This window comes from Protofrankia sp. CiP1_Cm_nod4 (genome assembly GCF_982290645.1).
The window spans coordinates 1-2,824 of the sequence record NZ_CEVIVC010000268.1; the positions used below are offsets into that span (position 1 = coordinate 1).

Annotated in this window: 3 protein-coding genes; 2 read left to right on the top strand and 1 reads right to left on the bottom strand. The window is 67.6% G+C overall.

Annotation, left to right across the window (positions count from 1 at the left end; genetic code table 11):
• Positions 1 to 194 precede the first annotated feature (194 nt).
• Complete coding sequence (locus AC5LSR_RS24005) at positions 195 to 590, top strand: hypothetical protein (protein ID WP_445548562.1); 396 nt, start codon at positions 195 to 197, stop codon at positions 588 to 590.
• 76 nt (positions 591 to 666) lie between these two features.
• Here the strand turns inward: AC5LSR_RS24005 and AC5LSR_RS24010 are convergent, their stop codons facing one another.
• The gene (locus tag AC5LSR_RS24010; RefSeq protein ID WP_250287566.1) at positions 667 to 1,158 is read right to left on the bottom strand and encodes a protein-tyrosine phosphatase family protein; all 492 of its coding nucleotides are present in this window, start codon (positions 1,156 to 1,158) and stop codon (positions 667 to 669) included.
• A gap of 548 nt (positions 1,159 to 1,706) precedes the next feature.
• Here AC5LSR_RS24010 and AC5LSR_RS24015 point away from each other — a divergent pair.
• Positions 1,707 to 2,465, top strand: coding sequence for a peptidoglycan-binding domain-containing protein (locus AC5LSR_RS24015; protein ID WP_250287564.1), 759 nt, complete (start codon positions 1,707 to 1,709; stop codon positions 2,463 to 2,465).
• The last annotated feature ends 359 nt before the right edge of the window (positions 2,466 to 2,824 follow it).

Consider the following 2,824-nt stretch of genomic DNA (forward strand, 5'->3'; position numbering starts at 1 on the left):
TCTACGCAGCTGACTGGAGGCTGTGTTTGAGCGTCAACGTTCAGTGACCGGCCGTGGTGACAGTGTGCGACTGTATTGAGGTTCGAGAAAAGGGACACATCCGCCCGTCTGGGAAGGTCGTGTCTTGCTGAGGGACTTGATCGCCAGGATGCGGGTGCGCCGTATTCGAGAGTACGGGTCGTGGGTCGGCCGGGTTGCTGGGACTGTCCGGCTTCGAGATCGAGCAGGTGGAACAGGAAGCGGACGGCTCGTTCTCGGTGCACGTGTCGACCGCGCCGGGGGTGGCGGAGTGCTGCCCGGACTGCGGGGCGCCGTCGGGCCGGGTGAAGGAGAGCGTCGGGCACACGGTGCGCCATCTGGTTGTGGCCCCGATGCGGGTGACGTGGCGCAAGAACCGGCTGGCCTGCGGAAATTCCACCTGTGAACGGAACGGCTTCGTCGCGGCGACCCCGCTGGCGGTGCCCGGCGGGCGGGTGTCGGTAGCCGCGCTCGGGCTGACGAGCGTGCTGGCAGGAATGCCGGGCCGACGACGATCCCGCCGCGGGCCACCGTCCGACAATGTGGTGGCCATCGCGCGCGGGGCTTCGTAGATCGTTTCGGGAGCTGGCTGAGGAACGGACGGCGCGGACGGCGTAAGGCGTCCGGCCATCCGCGGTGTCGGCGACGCTACCGGTTCCCGCCGGGATCCCGGCTGGTCTGGATCTCGGGGTGGTGGGCGGCGAACCATCGGATCCAGCGTCGCTGGCCGGGGGTTTCGACCGCCCGCGGCCGGTAGTGCCGCCGGGCCCAACCGACGGCATCGGCGGCGGGGTGGCCGGCGAGGACGGCCATGCAGGCAAGGACGGTTCCGGTGCGGCCGGTGCCGCCGCCGCAGGCGACCTCGACCCGTTGCCCGCCGTGGGCGAGCAGGTAGGCGTGGCAGATCATGGCGGCGGCCGTCCCGTCGTCCCGAGGGGCGCGGAAGTCAGGCCAGTCGATCCAGCCCGCGGGCCAGCCGGGATGCCAGCGGGGCCCGTGGGGCCGGGGGAGCCGGTGGCGCGACGCGAGATAGAGGCCGTAGGTGGGCAGCGGCCCGGACGGCAGGGGCTCGCGCCGGCCGCGGCCGCGCACCATGGTTCCGTCGGGTAGCGCGATCGCGCCGGTGAGTTGGCCGCTCATCGACGCATCATGCCTGTTGTTCACAATTCCTCCCGTGGCCGTCCTGCTGTGGCCGGTCGCTGTCTCCTGCCGTCGGTTGTCGTTCGTGTCGTGACGGCGGGTCGGCGGTAGGCGGTCGGCGGGGCGATATGGCCTGTCCAGGGTGCCGGCATGCCCGCGACAGCGTGGCAGTGACGGTGACGTGACGGTGACGTGACGGTGACATGGTGAAGGCGACGCGACAGGAGAGCGGGGCCGGGTGGCATGGCCGCGGTGCCCCGCGGGGCAGGCGAGGAGAAGATATGTGGAACGTATGCGATTCCCATATCCGCCCGGTCGTCCGCCGTGCGGATATGGGAATTGTCCGGACGGCGTTCGTGCACCTGCCTGGCAGGTTGTCAAGATAATGGCGGCCTTCCGTCACCGGCGGGACGGCCCGATCTGACGGGCTACGCTCCGATGCGGCGGACCTCATCGGCATCCGGGTTTCTTCCCGGCGCTTGCTCCCGGGTACGGCGTCCGGGCCGAGGGCTCGTCCGCCGGTGTGTATCCCGGAAGGAGACGTCCGCATGGCCACCTTACAGGATCTTATCGACGTCTGCCGGCACGAGGAAGCCATCTATCGGCCCAGCGGACGCAACAACTTCACCAAGTACGGCCGTGAATTCGGTGCGGACGGCCAGCCCTGGTGCATCATGTTCTGCTACGTGGTGGCCGGCTATGCTGGCGTGACCCTCCCGTACAAGACTGCCGGGGTCGTCGATCTGGCCGTCTGGGCGTCCAGAAACGGGAGGAAACGGACGCCGGACGCGATTCAGCCGGGCATGATGGTGGCCTTCGACTGGACCCTGACGCGGACCGGGTCGATCCCCGTGAAGACGCATGCCGGCTGGTGCATCGAACGGTCCGGCCGGACGATAACGACGGTCGAGGGGAACGTCGGCAACCAGGACGAGGTTGTCAGCAGGACGTACGGCGTGGACGACAAGGTGGTCTGGCTGGGGGTGGACTTCACCGACCTGTTCCCGGCCGGAAACAGGTTCATCCGTTACCCGAAGCTGGCCAGGGGTGCGAAGGACCATGCTCCCACCGGCGCGTTCCCGGATCCCATGAACCCCGTCCAGACCCTGCAGAACGCACTGAACATCGTGAGCGGCCGGGAAGGAGAGCATCCCGACCGGCTGGCTCCGGACGGGGATTTCGGTCCGTTGACAGAACAGGCCGTCCGCGACTTCCAGGATTTCTTCAAGGTGCCCGAGATCGGTGGCACCGTCGGCGCGAACACCTGGGAGGTCCTGGACTACGTTCTCGACCTCAAAGGACGATGACCGCGAGCCGTACGGTCGAGGAGAAGCGTCTCCGGCGGGTGTCGCCGGAGACGATGGACTGAACCTCACACCGCGGCGGCCGGGAGGGCTGATTGGCCGGCTGCCGCGCGATCGAACATCCGTCCTGGAGCGCCGGTCAGGTAACCATACGTATCCCCACGTATCCCGCGAACGGCGGCACGCTTCGATGGACGCCGGTCACCGGAGAAGATCGGCGTGAGTTTGTCGTTGTGTACGCTTTTGCGGCCAAAAAGCGTACATGGCGACAAAGTCGCCTGAATCATGATCTGTGTGGATGGTCGTGGATGGGATCCGCGTTACTTGACCGGTGCTCTAACGTGTGCAGGTCACGTTGGATA